Here is a 17,697-nt window from a genome sequence, read left to right on the forward strand (position 1 = left end):
TCAACATGACTTCAGCACGGCTAGTTGAATTTATCCGTTGCTGACTGCAGTCAGGATCCAGCAATTTCTATTATTTAATCTTGCGGCATTTTGCTGCGAAGAAAAAAGCGAGTTTAGCGAATGAACTTTTTGAACATTCGGTTAGTTCCATTTTCAGGTAACAAAAAACCTCATTCGCACTGGGCGTCTATATGAGGTTTAACTTCCGCTTCTTGAGTCAGCTGAGCATCGGAGCCCGTGTGACTTGTTGCGTATTCTGAACGAAAAAATCCGTCTGCGTTCATTTTTTGATCAATTTTGCTGACCAACGGCAGTGCCGAAATTGGTCGCATATTGCTATCACCGGAGGACGCAGCCAGCACCATGACTGGCTTTCGGCGAGTCGGGAGGCGCATGAAAGCCCCGTCGATTTTTTCGTCTTTTTTTCCATATTCCAGGGTAAAAATCGGCGGTTATAAGCCAATCGGCCATCAAAAAAGCCTTGGTCGGGGTAAAAAACCAGGTCAATGCACTGCCATTTTTCCCTCGAAAAAAGCACATTCCGGACAGTTGATTGCGTCGTGCAATGCACCTTATTACTCCGGCAATGTTTGCGGGTGTGAGAGGGCGCCCGACCACGGCTTTGGTTTGAAGAATAAAAATGTGCAGGTTTTTGAGCAAACTTTTCGCATTAACACGGCGGTCAGCACCGCCCGGGAGGGGGGCAGCGCAACCCATGAGGTACTGGCGACAGGTAGCAATCGGCCAAGCAAGGACTGTTTGGAGGCTCTATAGGTATTGCACCTGGCACAAAGCGACCAGGGCGGACGTTCACGGGGACAGCGCTCTGACCGCAGGCAACGGCCGTACTATAATTAATGTCTGTCAATGTTTGTGTGGCGAGCGCTCCAAAACGAATCAGGTATCCATAGCGTTCACCTGACAGGCAGAGGGCAGCACAGCAAAAGGGATGGACAATACGTCTGATGACTCGAGAGAGGGTTCAGTCATGAAAATTCACTCCTTCCAGCATTACTCTCATGGTCTGGAAATGGCCGTTCACGATGCATGGATTACCGCCAGGGTGAAGTCGGCCCTGGCATTTTCCGATCCGACCCTTAGCCTGCATATAAATGTCAAAACCCATGCGGGCATTGTGGGATTAAGCGGCCGCGTCAACACTCATAGACAGTGTGAACAGGCCATTGAACTGGCCCGTGCGGTTCATGGTGTCGCCGAAGTCGATGCCAGCGACCTGCAGACCCATGTGTTCACGCCAGGGACTTTTCCAGAAGCGCCCAACGCCGAAGAAAGCACTGAGCGCCGGCCACAATCGTCGACAAAGATGGACGACAAATGACAATGGCAACTTTGTAGGCGCCGCGCTCCCAGTCGGGAACCGGGAGCGCAGGGAAGCTGAATGCCTGTGTGCCCCAGAGTGAAACGCCCATGGTTTCGTGGACATTTTCGACTGGCTGCTTTGGCCGTTCTCTGTCTGTCATCCAAGGGTCTGCATCAGGCTGCGTAATTGGAGAATCGCCTGCGCAATCGGGGAGGTTGGCAGGCAGCGCAATCGCTAGTTTAGGGCCCATCCAACAACCAGACCTCGCTATAGGAAGGCTTATGCAATACAGGCTTGCCATCTCGCACTGTGTGCCCTGCGCGTTTGAGTCGACTAAGGGAAACCTTTAGCCGGGTTGAAGTTTTCCCCCCAACGGATGCTGTTCATCTCGATATCGGCGCGGCGCCTACTGACTTACCTTGGGTAGACAAGAGGCGTGTCGTCTTGGCTGGCTGCTGCATTGAGCCCGCCTGGCGTTTTACCCCATAACAACAATAGGCCTGACAATGCTCGAACCCATCGTTCTTTATATCCCTGATGCAATTCGCCTTCGTGCGCAAGAAGGCTCGGTGTTCGGCTGCCGGCACTTTTAACTTTTAGTTCGAATCTGCTCCTATAAATACAGTGCCCAGCACATACAGATGTGGAGAAGTTAGATGCTTCAGGTAAAACAATCTTACCGTGGGCTTGGTATTGCCAGCGTATTGGGAATGATCTGTTCGCCGTTGGCAGCCTATGCCGATGTTGTCGATGATAGTCACTTGAAAGTGGATGCGCGTAACTTCTACTTGCACCGTAATTACACCAATAACAATGCGCCGGTTTCTGAAGTGCATAGTTGGTCTCAGGGGTTCGATGCACAGTTTACGTCCGGTTACACCGACACGGCCCTGGCGATCGGCCTTGATGTGGATGCGCAATACGCCGTGCGCCTGGATTCATCGGGCAACGATGGTTCGCTGCCTTACAGCGTCAGCGACCAGCAGACGGCGGATGACTACAGTCGCGCCGGTGCAACCTTCAAGATGCGCTACAGCAAGACCGAGTTGAAGGTCGGTGACCTTCGCCCTCAATTGCCGGTGGCGTACGATGACACCAGTCGGCAACTGGATACGATCTATCAAGGGGCGGTGGTCGAGTCCAGGGAAGTTGATGGATTGACGATGACCGGTGGCCGGTTCTGGTCTGCCGTGACACGGGAATCTTCCAACCACGAGAAACTGTACAAGTTTGGCTCCACCGATAATCTCGACAGTGACGGCCTGGACTTCGGCGGCGCCACTTACGACATTACCAAGAACCTGCAAGCCAGTTATTTTTATGGCGTATTGCACGATATTTATCAGCAGCACTATTTCGGCCTGATGCATATGGCTGACTTGGGTAATGGCTACAAACTCAAGACCGACTTGCGCTACTTCAATAACAATGAAGATGGTAGTGCCTTGAACGGTGAGATCGACAACCGTTCCTACGGTGGCTTGTTCACCTTGCTCAAAGGCGCCCACATGTTTGGCCTCAGTTACCAGCGCATGCTCGGTGAGAGCGTGTTCCCGACGATGAACGGGTTTATCCCGCAACCTTATCTGGTGCACTGGTCGTCCCTGGGGTTTGTCCGCCCGGATGAAAAGTCCTGGGGCGCGCGCTACAGCTATGACTTTGCCGGGATGGGCATGCCGGGGCTGAAGCTCTACACCCGCTACATCAAGGGAACCCATTGGGACCGTGGCGCCAACCTGAGCGACAACCAGGAAAGCGAACGCTTCCTGGGGCTCAGCTACGTGGTGCAGAGCGGGGCGCTGCAAGGCCTGGGGCTGGACCTGCGCAACATCGACGTGAAACAGAAGTACGGCTACGACTACAACGAATTCCGTTTCGCCACGACCTACACCTGGAAGTTCTGGTAAGCCCGGTCCACCCGGCGTTTGACCCCATAACAATAAGAGGCCTGACCATGTTCGAACCCTTTGTCCTTTACCTCTGCCCCGCAACTTCCCAGTCGGTGTCCTGTGCACCGTCACCCGGCGCGCTGCGCCCATGAGCGGATTCCAAGAGGAGCAAACACTAATGAATATCCAGGTCGATAACGCGGTCCTGCAACAGCAGAAGAAGAAGAAGAAAACCTACATTTACGAGTGGTACGTGGTCGGCCTGTGCATGATCGCCTACATCTTTTCATTTGTGGATCGGCAGATCCTGGCGCTGATGATCGAACCGATCAAAGCCGACCTGCAGATCAGCGACACTCAGTTCAGCTTGCTGCACGGGCTGGCCTTTTCGTTGTTCTACGCCTTCATGGGCATGCCCATCGCCTACCTGGCGGATCGCTTCTCCCGGCCGAAGATCATCGCCGTCGGCGTGGTGTTCTGGAGCCTGGCGACGGCTGCCTGCGGCATGAGCATGAACTTCCTGCACATGTTCCTCGCCCGCATTGGCGTCGGTGTCGGCGAAGCGGCCCTGTCGCCCTCGGCCTACTCGATGTTCAGCGACATGTTCCCCAAGGAAAAACTTGGCCGCGCCGTGGGCATCTACTCGATCGGCTCGTTCGTCGGTGGTGGCCTGGCCTTCCTGGTGGGTGGCTATGTGATCGCGATGCTCAAGGACATGAACACCATCGAAGTCGCCGTTCTCGGTGCGATGAAGGCCTGGCAACTGGCGTTCTTCATTGTCGGCCTGCCCGGTATCGTGGTCGGCCTGTTGATCTGGCTTACCGTGCGCGACCCGGCGCGCAAGGGGCTGCAGGTCGATGCACAGGGTCAGGCCAAGAAGGTTGCGATGAGCGATGGCTTGCGTTTCCTCGGTCGTCACCGTGCCACCTTCACCTGCCATTACCTGGGCTTTTCGTTCTACGCCATGGCCCTGTTCTGCATGATGAGCTGGAGCCCGGCGCTGTACATCCGCAAGTTCGGCCTGTCGCCAATGGAGGCCGGCTACATGCTCGGCACCGTGCTGTTGGTGGCCAATACCGCAGGCGTGCTGTTCGGTGGATGGCTCACCGACTACCTGGCCAAGAAAGGTCATCAGGACGCCGCCATGCGCACCGGCGTCATCGGTGCTCTCGGCATGGCGGTGCCGGCCGTGCTGTTCCCGCAAGTCGATCAACTGTGGCTGTCGGTGACGCTGTTGGTGCCGGCGATGTTCTTCGCTTCGTTTCCGATGCCGGCGTCCACGGCGGCGATGCAGATCCTCGCGCCGAACCAGGTGCGCGCACAGGTCTCGGCGGTGTTCCTGCTGATCAGCAATCTGCTGGGCCTGGGCCTGGGCACCACGCTGGTGGCGCTGTTGACCGACCGCTACTTCGGATCGCCCGCGGCGGTGGGGTCGTCGATGTCGCTGGTGATCGCCGGTGCATCGGTGTTGACGGTGCTACTGCTCTGGCGTGGCTGCCGTCGTTTTCGGGAAAGCTATGCCCGGGAGTATCCGACCCGGGCCTGATTGGTCATAGTCCACGTTCGGCGCCCCGGCCTCGCTCCCTTTGAAGGGGGCGGGGCCGAGGTGCTTCAGGACAGGAGAACCCGTGATGTTGAATGATGTACACCTGCTGGAACGGCACAGCCTGCTCAGCTCGGCCGATTACCGCGAGATCAAGGACAAGGTCAGCCAATACCTGTGCCCCCACAGCTTTAACGTGCTGCGTGACGAGCCCATCCACACTCGGCTCAACGGGGTGTTTTTCGGAGATTCGGCGCTGCTCGACCTGCGCTATGGCGCGCCGGTGGAAATCACCATCGGCGACATTGCCGATCAGTACCTGTTTCGCATTACCTTGCAGGGGCACTGCGAAGTGGCCCACGGGCGGCGTAGCGCGGCGATGCAGTCGGGCTACCTGAGCGTTTCCTCGCCGTTCGCGCAAAGCCGCATCGTCACCGATGGCGAGTGCCGCAACCTGATCCTGCGGGTCGACCGTGATGCCCTGGAGACGCAACTGCAACGCCTGCTCGGCCGCAGCCTGCGGCAGTCGGTGATCTTTGATGTCAGCGTCGACCACCTGGGCGCGGGCGTCGTCAGCCTCTATCACACCCTGGACTACATCTGCCGGCTGTACGGCAGCGGCGTGGACGGTTCGCGTCTCGCCAGCGGCTTGTCCGAATACCTGATGCAACTGCTGCTCACACAGCTGCCGCACAACTACTCGGCGGATCTGTTGATCGACTCGCGCGCGCCGCTGCCGCACCACGTGAAAAAGGCCCGTGACTACATCGAGGAACACCTCGACGAACCGATCAGCCTGACGACCTTGAGCGAACTGTGTGGCGTCTCGGTGCGCACCCTGCAAAACGGTTTCAACCAGTTCCTTCAGCAGGCACCGGTCGAATACATCCGTGACCGTCGCCTGGCGGTGATCCACGAGTCGCTCAAACAGGGCAGGGCCGGTGAAACCGTCACCGATATCCTGTTGCGTCACGGCATCAACAGCTTCGGACATTTCTCCAGCGCTTATCGGCAACGCTATGGCTGTCTGCCGTCGGACACCCTGCGGCGACAGAAGCATTGAGACTCCTGCGCAATCCGTCAGTCGGCTGCGCAATCGGATAAGTGCGCGACGGTGCGGCTCGATAGGATCGAGTCACTGACAAAAAGGAGTATCTGCATGAATATTACTGTACTGGGTGGTGGTCACGGCTGTTACGCCGCTGCTGTCGAAATGGCTGAAAAGGGGCACCCGACCCGCCTGTGGCGTCGAGACTCCACCGCGCTCAAGGAGCTGCTGGCCATCGGCAGCCTGACCATCAAGGACTACAAGGGCACTCGCCAGTTGTCCGTCGGCCAGCAGGGCGACAAGCTGTCGTTCACCGACGACCTGGCCGAAGCCCTGGGCGACGCGCAACTGGTGATCATCCCGCTGCCGTCGACCTCCCACGAAGACCTGGCCAGACATGTTGCGCCGCACCTGCACGACGGTCAGGTGGTGTTCCTGCCGCCGGGCACTTTCGGCAGCTTCGTGTTCGCCAAGGCCATGGCCGATGCGGGCAATCGGAGCAAGGTCGCCTTCGCTGAAACCGGTACGCTGCCGTATCTGGTACGCAAGCATGGCGCCAGCGACCTGGTGATCAGCGGTTACGCCACCCGCCTGCCAACCGGCGTATTCCCAAGCAACCTGTCCGAGCATGCTTTCGCGGTACTGCGCGAGGCCTACCCGAGCGTCGAGCCGATTGAAGACGCCCTGAGCGGTGCGCTGATGAACGCAGGCCCGATCATCCATCCGCCGCTGATCATGATGAACGCCGGTCCCCTGGAGCATTTCGAGGCCTGGGACATTCATAACGAAGGTACCCAACCGTCGATCCGCCGCGTGACCAACCAGCTCGATGCCGAGCGCATGGCCGTGCGCGAAGCACTGACCTACGGCGCGCCGCACTTCCCCCTGGCCGACCACTACAACACCACCGAAGGCGATGAGTGGATGTACGGTCGCGGTGCCCACGGCAAGCTGACCGACAGCGGCGACTGGCGCGAAGACATCGACCTGCAGAAGCACCGCTACATGCTCGAAGACACCCGCCTGGGCCTGTCCTTCCTGGTGTCCGTCGGTCGCTGGGCCGGTGTTCCGACTCCGGTCGCGCAGGGTCTGCTGAGCATTGCTTCGGTCGTCGCTGCACGGGATCTCTACGCCGAAGGCCGCACCCTGGAAAACCTCGGTCTGGCCAAACTGAGTCGAGCGCAGATGACCGAACTGCTGACCAAGGGCTACAACTGATGAACGCCGCGCAGCCCCAGGTCAGCGTGGTCGGCGCCGGCCGTATGGGTGAGGGCATTGCCCTGGCGTTCATCCATGCGGGCTTGCCGGTCACCCTCATCGACATCAAGGATCGCTCCGAGGAGGAACGGCACGGCTACTTCGAGCGTGTGCGCAACAACATCCGCAGCGAATTGCAGATGCTGGTACGCCTTGGTGTGCTCGAGGGAGATCAGGCGGACATCGCGATAGCCCGGCTGACGGTGCAATCGAAATCCCGGGCCGCGGCGACACTGCCTCAGTGCGACCTGGTGTTCGAAGCGGTGCCGGAGGTCATCGCGGTCAAGCAGGAGACCTTCGCCTGGGTCAGCGAGCATGTCCCGGCGTCGACCATCATCGCCTCGACGACGTCGACGTTTCTCGTCACCGAGTTGAGCGAAATGGTCAGCACGCCTGCGCGCTTCGTGAACGCGCACTGGCTCAATCCCGCGTACCTGATGCCGCTGGTGGAAGTCAGCCGCAGCGAAGCGACCTGCCCGCAGGTCGTCGAACGGCTGCTGCAACTGCTCAAGCGGATCGGCAAGGTGCCCGTGGTGTGCAATCCGGTGGCTGGCTATATCGTGCCGCGCATTCAGGCATTGGTGATGAACGAAGCCGCACGGATGGTGGAGGAGGGCGTGGCCAGCGCAGAAGATATCGACACCGCAGTGCGCGTCGGTTTCGGGCTGCGCTTCTCGGTGCTGGGCCTGCTTGAATTCATCGACTGGGGCGGCGGCGACATTTTGTACTACGCCTCGCGCTACCTGAGTGGAGCGCTGTCATCGCGCTTCGAATCGCCACAGGTGATCGCCGACAACATGCAAAACGGTCGCAATGGCTTGCGAGATGGCCAGGGTTTCTACGACTACCGTGACATGGACGTGGAAGCCTACAAGCAGCAGCGTCTTGGCGATTTTGTCCGCAAGCTGCAATTGTCGGGTTTGACGCCAGCGTTCGATGGCGCCTTGAAGCAGGCCTGAGCCTCAGGGCCCGGATGCCGGGCCCTGACTACACGAGGTTGCAGCGGGAACCTTCGCCATAGCGTAGAAATGGCGAACAGCTCGCCGCCGCTTCCTGTAGCAGGCGGACTCGAACGCGAACCGATTCCTTGGGATCGTGCTCGAAGCCGTTGTGTCAGTCGGGATGGTCGAAGGCCGCCGGGAACAGGGCGTCACCGGCGAAGGTCAGGCGATCGCATGCGGCATCAGTTTGATTTATCCGGGTCCTTGCGGATCAGGCGGTAAAGCCGAACAGGCGTTTTGGGGTCTCCCACAGTATCTGGTGGCGGTCGCTGGCATTCGGGAACATCTCGCCGAAGTTTGTCAGGACGGTGCCCAACTCCATGTTCTGGTGTGCGCGCAAGAACGGCCAATCCGTGCCCCACATACAGTTTTCGGCAGTGAACGCCTGCAGCAGTTCCAGTTGGTATGGCTTGGCATCGGCAAAGGGGTAACGCTCCCTGGAGTATTGCGACAGCCCGGAGAGTTTGACGAAGGTCCGTCCGTTGCCGGCCAGCGACAGCAATGCCTGGAAAGCCGGCTGCTGCAAGCCGGCGCTGGCATCGGGCCGGCCGGAGTGGTCGATCAGCACCCGGGACCGTGTGCGCTGCAGCAGCGGCAACAGCGCAAGCAACTGATCGTCCTTGACCTGGATCTGGGCATACAGGTCCAGATCGGCCAGGCGTCCCATCAGGGTGTCGATCTTCAGAAAGCGCTCAGGACCCAGCAGCGCAGCATTGAGCGCCACACCGACGACACCCTGCGCCTTGTACTGCGCGAGCGTCTCGCTGGAGATGTCGTTCGGCACCACGACCACACCTTTATGACGGCCCTTGTTGCGAGCCAGCGTGTCCAGGAGACAACGGTTGTCGTAGCCATAGGCAGAGGTCGGCTGCACGATCACTGAATGGCGTATCCCATAGGCCTGCATGACCTGTTCGTAATACGCCGCGGGGCCGATCTCAGGGCCTGCCGGCTGGTAGGTAGAGTCAGCCGGATAAGGGTATTGGACAGGGTCGATCACATGATGGTGGCAATCGATCTTGGGTTGCGACAGCAGACTGAGTAGTTGGGAGTCCATAACCGTACCTGGCGATTGATCGGTGCCTTCATTGTCTGCGCGCTGCGAGGTGCTGTTGCGGGAGGCCTGGCTCAGGACCGGCATGCCAAGCGCGGCGCTGGCGCTGAGCACGACGGAACCTTTCTTGAGCAGCGAGCGGCGGGACAAGCCCGTGTCATCGAGATGTGTGGTCATGTTCAAACCCTTGTTTTTAGTGTGTGCAGCTACAGAGCGTCCATTACTGCAACCGCCGTCAAGGCAGTTGCGTCGACCTTAGAACAAGCGCTTCCCAAGCGTCCTCTGTGAAGTCGTTAAGCAGGTATCGGTTTTTGTTATGGGCATTTCCATGTGACTGGGCTCCTGGGCGCTACAAATCCTCCGATAAGAAAAACAGATACCCGTTTAAGGATTTCCCAGAGGCGGCGCAGACGACTGCGGCTTTAAAGTCACGCCCAGCGTTCGGCTGTCGGGCAGCCTCTGGCCTGCAGCGATCTCCAGGCCGTTCGCTATCTCTACAAAAATAAGAAGGTGAAAACATGAGTCACGAAGCGGTCGACATCAAGGCGTGGATCGACAACCGACCGGTTGCCGGGTACCAGTGGCTCATCTTGAGCCTGTGCTTCTTCATTGTTCTATTCGATGGGCTGGATGTGGCGGTCATGGGTTTTATTGCGCCTTCACTGATTCAGGAGTGGGGGTTGTCCAAAGCGGCATTTGGCCCGGTCATGAGTGCCGGGATGATCGGGCTCGCCATCGGCGCCCTGACCGCCGGCCCTTACGCAGATCGTGTGGGGCGCAAGAAAGTGCTGCTGTTGGCGGTGACAGGGTTCAGTGTACTGAGCCTGGCGTGTGCGTTTGCGCGTAACCCCTATGAGCTGGCGGCCTTGCGGCTATTGACCGGTGTGGCCCTGGGCGCCGCGATGCCCAACACCACCACGCTGCTTGCCGAATACCTGCCGGAGCGCAATCGTTCGCTGTTCATCACCATCATGTTTACCGGGTTCAACATGGGGTCGGGGCTGGGTGGCTTGTTGGCAGCCTGGCTGATTCCCCTGTACGGCTGGAAATCGGTGTTGCTCGCCGGTGGCATTCTGCCAATGGTGCTGCTGCCTTTCCTCTGGCTGTTGCTGCCCGAGTCCGCGCGATTCCTGGCAGCGCGCAATGCGCCGGCTGCCCAGATCGCCAAAGTACTGAACAAGCTGGGGGGCAAATTTTCGCCAGCCACGAACTTCACCCTCGCCGAACCCCAGGCCCAAAACAAGGCGCCGGTGCGCATGCTGTTCACCGAACGTTATCGGGCCGGCACCCTGGCGCTGTGGTTGACCTATTTCATGGGCCTGCTGGTGATCTACCTGACCATGGGCTGGATGCCGACCCTGTTGCGCGAAGGCGGTCTGTCCATCGAGCGCGCTGCCACCATCACCGGCCTGTTCCAGATCGGCGGTACGGTCGGGGCGATCGTGGTGGGCTGGATCATGGACCGACGCAATCCGAACGGCGTGATCGCCACCTCCTATGCACTAGGTGGTGTGTTTATCCTGCTGCTGGGGGCCTTCAGCCTGGAGTCGAGCCTGCTGGCGCTTGGCGTGATTGCCGCCGGTTTCTGCATGAGCGGCGCGCAGACGGGCCTCAACGCGTTTGCCCCGGGTTACTACCCGACGGATTTCCGTGCCACAGGCGTGAGCTGGATGCTCGGCATCGGTCGTTTCGGCGGTATCTTTGGCTCTCTCATCGGTGGTGCGGTGCTCAGTCTCGGGTTGGGCCTGCCGTTGCTGTTCGCACTGTTGAGCGTGCCGGCCTTCATCGCCGCCCTGGCGATCCTGGCCAACGGTCTTGCACGGCGCCGGGTCAGCCGGGCGCTGCTGGCGCAATAAACTTTTTCGAACACAGGAACTCATCATGGCACGCATCATCGGTGGCCTCGCTGTCTCCCATACTCCTACCATCGGCTTCGCTGTCGATCACGATAAACAGAATGAAGCGGCCTGGGCGCCGATTTTCGCAGGCTTCGAACCGATCAAGGTGTGGTTGAAGGAGCAACAGCCGGACGTGCTGTTCTACATCTTCAATGACCATGTGACGTCGTTCTTCTTCGACCACTATGGCGCGTTCTCCCTCGGTGTCGATGAGCGTTACGAGGTCGCCGACGAAGGCGGCAATCCACGCTCGCTGCCCGCAGTGGGCGGGCATGCCGCGCTGTCGCGGCACATTGGGCAAAGCCTGATGGCCGATGAGTTCGACATGAGCTTCTTCCGCGACAAGCCGCTGGACCACGGGTTTTTCTCGCCGATGTCGGCGCTGTTGCCCTGTGACCCGGCGTGGCCGGTGCAAATCGTGCCGCTGCAAGTGGGGGTGTTGCAGTTCCCGATCCCCAGTGCATTGCGCTGCTACAAGTTGGGCCAGGCCCTGCGCCGGGCGATTGAAAGCTATCCCGAAGACCTGAAGGTAGCCATTGTCGCCACCGGCGGTGTGTCCCATCAGGTGCATGGCGAGCGTTGCGGTTTCAACAACCCGCAGTGGGATGAGCAGTTCATCGATTTGCTGGTCAACGACCCGCAGCGCCTGACCGAGATGACCCACGCCGAATACGCCACCCTGGGCGGGATGGAAGGCTCGGAGGTGATCACCTGGCTGATCATGCGTGGAGCGTTGTCGGCCACGGTGAAAAATCTGCATCAGGACTATTACCTGCCATCCATGACCGGTATCGCGACTCTTTTGCTGGAAAACCAGGACCGTGCGGTGCCTGCCGAGGTCAATGCACGCCACCTGCAGCATATGCAGCACCAGTTGGCCGGCATTGAACAGCTCGAGGGCACCTATCCATTCACCCTGGAGCGCAGCGCCAAGGGGTATCGCCTGAACAAGTTCCTGCATCGCATGATCGAGCCGCAATGGCGCCAGCGTTTTCTCGAGGCGCCGGAAGCGTTGTTCGACGAAGGGGGCCTTAGCGACGAAGAGCGGGATCTGTTGCGCCGTCGTGACTGGCGCGGGCTGATCCAGTACGGGGCGATCTTCTTCGTGCTGGAGAAACTCGCGGCGGTACTCGGGATTCCCAACTTGCAGGTCTATGCCGCCATGCGTGGACAGAGCCTGGAAGCCTTCATGAAAACCCGGAACCAGCAGGTGCTCTACTCGGTGGCGGGCAAAGGCCCACGCTGATTTCTAGCGGTTAGTGCAGCGGCTCGTCCCGGGCCGCTATCCATTCTTTTTCTTCTTGATCCTGCTGTGCCCGGTTATGGCGGGCGCAGGGCATTTCATTACCCGAAAATCGGAAAACAATAACAATGAAAATCACCGTTGATCACCGATTCGTCTGTTCCCTGGCTGTTGTCTGTGGACTCCCGCTGCAAGCGTCCGCTGCAGGCTTCGTCGAAGATGCCAGCGCCAACCTGAACCTGCGCAACTTCTACATCAACCGCAACTTCACCAACCCGGCCTACCCGCAAGGCAAGGCCGAAGAGTGGACCCAGAATTTCATTCTCGACGTCCGCTCCGGCTTTACCCAAGGCCCGGTGGGCTTCGGGGTGGATGCGCTGGGGCTCTACTCGGTCAAGCTCGATGGCGGCAAGGGCACCGGCGGCACTCAGCTGTTGCCGATCCATGGCGATGGGCGTCCCGCCGATGATTTCGGTCGCCTGGCAGTGGCCGGGAAAATGAAAGTGAGCAAGACCGAACTGAAGGTTGGGGAGTGGATGCCAGTGTTGCCGATCCTGCGATCCGACGACGGTCGCTCGTTGCCGCAAACCTTTCGTGGTGGCCAGGTCACTTCCCAGGAGATCGACGGCCTGACCCTGTACGGCGGGCAGTTCCGGCAGAACAGTCCGCGCAACGATGCGAGCATGGAAGACATGTTCATGAACGGAAAAACGGCGTTCACCTCTGATCGCTTCAACTTCGTCGGCGGCGAATACAGCTTCAACGACAAACGCACGTTGATCGGGCTGTGGAATGCCGAGCTCAAGGACATCTATCAGCAGCAATACCTGCAACTGGTCCACAGTCAGCCCCTGGGTGCCTGGACCTTGGGCGCAAACCTCGGCTACTTCTGGGGCAGTGAAGATGGCAGTGCCCGTGCCGGCGACCTGGACAACCGTACCGTCTCGGCGCTGTTATCGGCCCGGTATGGCGGCAACACCTTCTACGTCGGCCTGCAAAAACTCACCGGCGACGATGTGTGGATGCGGGTCAACGGCACCAGCGGCGGCACACTGGCCAACGACAGCTACAACAGCAGCTACGACAACGCCCGGGAAAAATCCTGGCAGGTGCGTCACGACTACAACTTTGTCGCCCTTGGCGTCCCCGGCCTGACCCTGATGAACCGCTACATCAGCGGCGATAACGTGCACACCGGCGCGATCACCGACGGCAAGGAGTGGGGGCGTGAGTCAGAACTGGCCTACACGGTGCAGAGCGGTCCGCTGAAAAACCTCAACGTCAAATGGCGCAACTCGAGTATTCGCAAGAGTTTCAGCAGCAATGAGTTCGATGAGAACCGGGTGATCGTCAGCTATCCGATCAGCCTGCTGTAAAATCAAAAGATCGCAGCCTTCGGCAGCGCCTACCAATATTCACATATCCCTGTAGGAGCTGCCGAAGGCTGCGATCTTTTTTTGAAGCCGTTACCTCATTCCTGCGCTGCCTGCTCGCGGATCACCCGGCGAATCATGTCCATCAGGGCCTGGGCCACCGGGGAGTGCAGGCAGCCATTGCGATAAGTCAGACCGATAGCCCGGGTGGTCTGGTTCAGTTCCAGGGGCAGGATGCACAACTCGCCCGAGGCGATCTCCTGTTCCAGTTGATGGGCGGAAACGGCAGCGAGCATGTCCGAACGCAACAACAGGCCGCGAATGATCGCCATGTCGCCGCTTTCTACGACAGGCCGGGGCGGCGCAATGCCGAACCGGGCGAAACATTCATCGAGCATTTGCCGGGCCGGCGAGCCGGCGCGAGGCAGCACCCATCGGGCGGCGCCCAGTTCATCGTGGGACACGGCTGTCGAACAGAGTGGGTGACCGTGCCGCGCCAATACCACCATGTCTTCCGTGAGCAGTGCTTCGCCCACCAGGTCGCTGGCGTAGGCCTCCGGGCGCAGTGCACCAAAGACGAAATCGACGTCACCGGCACGCAGCTCTGTGGCCAGCAGATCAAACGGACTTTCGTTGGTGATCACCTGGATGCCCGGGTGTTCGGCCATCATGCGTACCATGGCTTCGGGCAATATCCGGGTGCGGCCCAAGGGCAGGGCGCCGACCTGCACCACGCCTTGCAAGGTGCCGTGCAGAGCGGTGATGTCGGTCTCGATGTGGCGCAATTCGTTCAGCGCCCGGCGGATCGCAAAGAGGATTTCGTGGCTGGCGCGGGTGGGTTGCAAGCCGCGAGGCGTGCGCTCGAACAGCGGTTGGCCGCAACCGCTTTCCATCACCTTGATGGTCGAGCTGATGGCCGGCTGACTCAAGCCAAGCAGACTGGCAACGGTCTGCATGTGCCGGGTTTCGCAGAGTTTGACGAACACTTGCAGGCGCCGGGCCTGGAACAGGTACAGCGGCTCGACCGCTCGTTTATCCCCGCCACCCAGCAACCGCGGCACGCTGTCCAGCTCCGCCAGCACACGACGTGCCCGCGGCAGCAAGCGCTCACCAAAATCGGTCAGGCGCATGCCGTTGGCGTGGCGTTCGAACAGTGGCACGTCGAGCCGCGCCTCCAGCTCGGAAATCGACCGGGTCACCACTGACTGAGCGCGAAACAGCGCCACAGAGGCCCTGGAAACACTCCCGTGATCGGCCACCCGGACGAAGGCGCGGACGTGCATCAGGCTGGGCAGTTCTGTGGCTTCCATGGTGCGTGGGCTCTGCAAAGGGTCATTCCGGTTGGACTATGCCGCTGCCTTGATCGAGTAGCAATAAAAAAAACGCATACCTGCAACACTTCAACGCATTACTCCTGTGGCGGGTCGCGATGCGATGCTCGTTGGAAACGCAGGAGGAGTATCCGCAATGATCGAGTCACCGAAAAATGCGCTGGTCGTCAGCGCCCACTCTGCCGATTTCGTCTGGCGCGCGGGCGGTGCCATCGCGCTGCATGCGCAACAGGGCTATGCCGTGCACATCGTCTGCCTGTCCTTCGGTGAGCGCGGCGAGTCCGCCAAGCTGTGGCGCAAGGGCCAGATGAGCGAAGAGAAAGTCAAAACCGCACGGCGTGAAGAGGCCCAGGCTGCGGCCGATATCCTGGGGGCCAGCGTTGAGTTCTTTGACATCGGCGACTACCCGATGCGTGCCGACAAGGACACCCTGTTTCGCCTGGCGGATGTGTTTCGTCGCGTCCAGCCCGAGTTCGTCCTCAGCCACTCGGTGAAAGACCCTTACAACTACGATCACCCGCTGGCCATGAACCTGACGCAAGAGGCCCGCATCATCGCCCAGGCCGAAGGCTACAGGCCGGGCGAGAAAATTGTCGGTGCGCCGCCGGTCTACAGCTTCGAGCCGCACCAGCCCGAGCAATGCGAATGGCGCCCCGATGTGTTGCTGGACATCACCTCGGTCTGGGACAAGAAGTACGCGGCCATCCAGTGCATGGCCGGTCAGGAACACCTCTGGGAGTACTACACGCGCGTCGCCCTGCAACGCGGTGTCCAGGCCAAGCGCAACGTAGGTATCACCTCCAGCCGCGACATCGTTTATGGCGAGGGCTACCAGAGCATCTTCCCCCGCGTGACGGAGAATCTGGCATGAGCGAGCTGATCGGAAAAACCGGTGTTGTCGTGCGCAACATCCCCAGGGCCGAGCAGGCCCTGGTCGATGAACTGGGGCGCTTCGGCGTCGCAACCATCCACGAGTCCCAGGGGCGAAAAGGCCTGCTGGCGTCTTCGATTGCCCCGATTCAACGAGGGACGGTCGTCAGCGGCTCGGCCGTCACGGTGCTGGTTGCACCGGGCGATAACTGGATGTTCCATGTGGCGGTGGAGCAGTGCCGCCCCGGGGATATTCTGCTGGTTGCCCCCAGCTCGCCGTGCACCGACGGCTACTTCGGGGACCTGCTTGCCACTTCGCTCAAGGCCCACGGCGTGCGTGCCCTGGTGATCGATGCCGGGGTGCGTGACACCCATACCTTGCGTGAGATGGGCTTCCCGGTCTGGTCCCGTGCCATCAGTGCCCAGGGCACCATCAAGGAGACCCTCGGTTCGGTCAACCTGCCGCTGGTGTGCGGCGGTCAATTGGTCAACCCGGGCGACGTGGTGGTCGCCGATGACGATGGCGTGGTCATCGTGCGTCGGGGCGAGGTCGCGCAAGTTGTCGAAGCCAGCCGTGCCCGCGCCGACCTGGAGGAGCAGAAGGCCTTGCGCCTGGCCAGGGGCGAGTTGGGGCTGGACATCTACAACATGCGCCCACGGCTCGCGGAAAAAGGCCTGCGCTATGTCGACAGCCTCGATGACCTCGGAGATTGAACATGGACCAGACACGTATTCCTTGCCTCTTGATGCGCGGCGGGACGTCGAAAGGCGTTTACTTCCTGGCCTGCGATTTGCCCGACGAGCAAGCGCTTCGAGACCGCGTATTGCTGGCGGTCATGGGCTCGCCGGATGCGCGGCAAATCGATGGCATCGGTGGCGGCGACTCGCTGACCAGCAAGGTGGCGATCATCAAGCCTTCCGCGCGCGCCGACGCCGACGTGGACTACCTGTTCGCACAGGTACTGGTCGATGAACCGCGGGTCGATTATGGCCAGAACTGCGGCAACATTCTTGCCGGTGTCGGACCCTTCGCCATTGAGCGCGCACTGGTGGCCGCGACGGGGGATGTAACTCCGGTGCGCATTTTCATGGAGAACACCGGGCAGATCGCGATTGCTCATGTGCCCACACCGAACGGCACCGTGCGCTACTCCGGCGAAGCACGCATTGACGGGGTGCCGGGCTGCGCTGCGCCGTTGATCGTTGAGTTCAAGGACATCGCCGGTTCCAGTTGTGGTGCGTTGCTGCCGACAGGCAACGTGGTCGATTTGTTCGACGGCGTTGAAGTCACCTGTGTCGACAACGGTATGCCGGTGGTGCTGATCCGCGCAGAAGACCTAGGCCTCAGCGGTCATGAGCGCCCTGAACAACTGGATGCCGACAGCGCAATCAAGGCCAGACTCGAATCGATCCGATTGCAGGCCGGCCCACCCATGAACCTTGGGGATGTCAGCCAACGCAATGTGCCCAAGATGTGCCTGATTGCACCCGCGCAAGCGGGTGGAGCACTGAGCACCCGGACCTTCATCCCCCATCGCTGCCACACCAGCATCGGCGTGTTCGGTGCGGTGAGCGTGGCGGTTGCCTGCTTGATCGAGGGCAGCGTGGCGGCAGGCGTGGCGTGTGTCGGTGGGGGCGACATCAGGCAACTCTCGGTTGAACACCCCACGGGAGAGTTCACCGTAGAGCTGCGCTTCGAACATGATCGTTTAACGAGTTGCGGCCTGATGAGAACGGCCCGATTGTTACTGGACGGGGCTGTATGTGTCCCACGAACGCTATGGGCAGGCAGGCAGGGCGATTAAGCGGTGTGTACAAGGGCTCCCGTAGAATCAGGCGCTTTGACTGCAAAGCCCCGAACGCCATCCA

Annotated in this window: 15 protein-coding genes and 1 pseudogene; 13 read left to right on the forward strand and 3 right to left on the reverse strand. The window is 60.1% G+C overall.

Annotated elements, in window-relative coordinates:
- Window positions 1–393: 393 nt before the first annotated feature.
- The 7 genes from ACEN83_RS12295 (at window position 394) to ACEN83_RS12325 (ending at window position 8,017) form a co-directional block, all read left to right on the forward strand.
- The gene (locus ACEN83_RS12295; RefSeq protein WP_495580441.1) at window positions 394–774 is read left to right on the forward strand and encodes a hypothetical protein; all 381 of its coding nucleotides are present in this window, start codon (window positions 394–396) and stop codon (window positions 772–774) included.
- Between the two features lie 214 nt (window positions 775–988).
- Entirely contained in the window at window positions 989–1,339 is a 351-nt protein-coding gene (locus tag ACEN83_RS12300) for a BON domain-containing protein (protein ID WP_495580442.1), read from the forward strand.
- A 638-nt stretch (window positions 1,340–1,977) separates the two neighbouring features.
- Entirely contained in the window at window positions 1,978–3,228 is a 1,251-nt protein-coding gene (locus ACEN83_RS12305) for an OprD family outer membrane porin (protein ID WP_495580443.1), read from the forward strand.
- A 160-nt stretch (window positions 3,229–3,388) separates the two neighbouring features.
- On the forward strand, window positions 3,389–4,756 hold the full coding sequence (locus ACEN83_RS12310; RefSeq protein ID WP_495580444.1) for a spinster family MFS transporter: 1,368 nt from the start codon (window positions 3,389–3,391) through the stop codon (window positions 4,754–4,756).
- Between the two features lie 85 nt (window positions 4,757–4,841).
- Entirely contained in the window at window positions 4,842–5,816 is a 975-nt protein-coding gene (locus ACEN83_RS12315) for an AraC family transcriptional regulator (RefSeq protein WP_095967115.1), read from the forward strand.
- Window positions 5,817–5,912: 96 nt separating this feature from the next.
- A complete protein-coding gene (locus ACEN83_RS12320) occupies window positions 5,913–7,019 on the forward strand; it encodes an NAD/NADP-dependent octopine/nopaline dehydrogenase family protein (RefSeq protein WP_007971239.1) in 1,107 nt (368 codons plus the stop codon).
- Window positions 7,019–8,017, forward strand: a complete 999-nt coding sequence (locus tag ACEN83_RS12325) for a 3-hydroxybutyryl-CoA dehydrogenase (RefSeq protein WP_495580445.1) — start codon at window positions 7,019–7,021, stop codon at window positions 8,015–8,017. The genes ACEN83_RS12320 and ACEN83_RS12325 overlap by 1 nt, the downstream gene beginning before the upstream one ends.
- Window positions 8,018–8,081: 64 nt before the next feature.
- Here ACEN83_RS12325 and ACEN83_RS12330 read toward each other — a convergent pair.
- Window positions 8,082–8,231: pseudogene (locus ACEN83_RS12330) on the reverse strand (MBL fold metallo-hydrolase); the annotation flags it as partial.
- Window positions 8,232–8,270: 39 nt separating this feature from the next.
- Window positions 8,271–9,290 carry an amidohydrolase family protein gene (locus tag ACEN83_RS12335; RefSeq protein ID WP_495580446.1) on the reverse strand — a complete coding sequence of 340 codons (1,020 nt, stop codon included), beginning with the start codon at window positions 9,288–9,290 and terminating at the stop codon, window positions 8,271–8,273.
- 341 nt (window positions 9,291–9,631) lie between these two features.
- Between ACEN83_RS12335 and ACEN83_RS12340 the strand changes: the two genes are divergently transcribed.
- The 3 genes from ACEN83_RS12340 (at window position 9,632) to ACEN83_RS12350 (ending at window position 13,630) form a co-directional block, all read left to right on the forward strand.
- Window positions 9,632–10,969, forward strand: coding sequence for an MFS transporter (locus tag ACEN83_RS12340; protein ID WP_495580447.1), 1,338 nt, complete (start codon window positions 9,632–9,634; stop codon window positions 10,967–10,969).
- Window positions 10,970–10,994: 25 nt separating this feature from the next.
- Window positions 10,995–12,257: a gallate dioxygenase gene (locus ACEN83_RS12345; protein WP_495580448.1), complete on the forward strand. Its 1,263-nt coding sequence runs from the start codon at window positions 10,995–10,997 to the stop codon at window positions 12,255–12,257.
- 125 nt (window positions 12,258–12,382) lie between these two features.
- Window positions 12,383–13,630, forward strand: a complete 1,248-nt coding sequence (locus ACEN83_RS12350; RefSeq protein WP_495580449.1) for an OprD family porin — start codon at window positions 12,383–12,385, stop codon at window positions 13,628–13,630.
- 95 nt (window positions 13,631–13,725) lie between these two features.
- Here the strand turns inward: ACEN83_RS12350 and ACEN83_RS12355 are convergent, their stop codons facing one another.
- Entirely contained in the window at window positions 13,726–14,937 is a 1,212-nt protein-coding gene (locus ACEN83_RS12355) for a LysR family transcriptional regulator (protein WP_495580450.1), read from the reverse strand.
- Between the two features lie 157 nt (window positions 14,938–15,094).
- Between ACEN83_RS12355 and galB the strand changes: the two genes are divergently transcribed.
- Genes galB through ACEN83_RS12370 form a run of 3 tightly spaced genes read left to right on the forward strand, consistent with a single transcriptional unit; the run spans window position 15,095 to window position 17,633 of the window.
- On the forward strand, window positions 15,095–15,829 hold the full coding sequence (gene galB / locus ACEN83_RS12360) for a 4-oxalmesaconate hydratase (protein ID WP_495580451.1): 735 nt from the start codon (window positions 15,095–15,097) through the stop codon (window positions 15,827–15,829).
- Window positions 15,826–16,542: a 4-carboxy-4-hydroxy-2-oxoadipate aldolase/oxaloacetate decarboxylase gene (locus ACEN83_RS12365; protein WP_495580452.1), complete on the forward strand. Its 717-nt coding sequence runs from the start codon at window positions 15,826–15,828 to the stop codon at window positions 16,540–16,542. The genes galB and ACEN83_RS12365 overlap by 4 nt, the downstream gene beginning before the upstream one ends.
- 2 nt (window positions 16,543–16,544) lie before the next feature.
- Entirely contained in the window at window positions 16,545–17,633 is a 1,089-nt protein-coding gene (locus ACEN83_RS12370; RefSeq protein WP_116583107.1) for a 4-oxalomesaconate tautomerase, read from the forward strand.
- Window positions 17,634–17,697 lie beyond the last annotated feature (64 nt).

Source organism: Pseudomonas sp. Pseusp49 (genome assembly GCF_059491875.1).